Origin of the sequence: Paraburkholderia phymatum (assembly GCF_038900715.1) — a bacterium.
Taxonomy (GTDB): domain Bacteria; phylum Pseudomonadota; class Gammaproteobacteria; order Burkholderiales; family Burkholderiaceae; genus Paraburkholderia; species Paraburkholderia phymatum_A.
The window spans coordinates 1-239 of sequence record NZ_JAYMRZ010000134.1; the positions used below are offsets into that span (position 1 = coordinate 1).

Sequence of the window (239 nt, forward strand, 5' to 3'; positions counted from 1 at the left end):
AGGCGCTCGCGAGGGACGCGACCCTCACCCGTTGTTCGACACTGATTGGTATCTCGAGCGCTACCCCGACGTCGCAGCGGCGGGGATCAACCCATTGGTCCATTTCATCACATCAGGCGCTCGCGAGGGACGCGACCCTCACCCGTTGTTCGACACTGATTGGTATCTCGAGCGCTACCCCGACGTCGCAGCGGCGGGGATCAACCCATTGGTCCATTTCATCACATCAGGCGCTCGCG

At 62.3% G+C, this 239-nt stretch carries 1 pseudogene; it reads left to right on the forward strand.

Going from position 1 to position 239, the window contains the following annotated elements:
- Positions 1 to 31: 31 nt before the first annotated feature.
- A pseudogene (locus VSR68_RS42725) lies at positions 32 to 239 on the forward strand (glycosyltransferase family 4 protein); the annotation flags it as partial.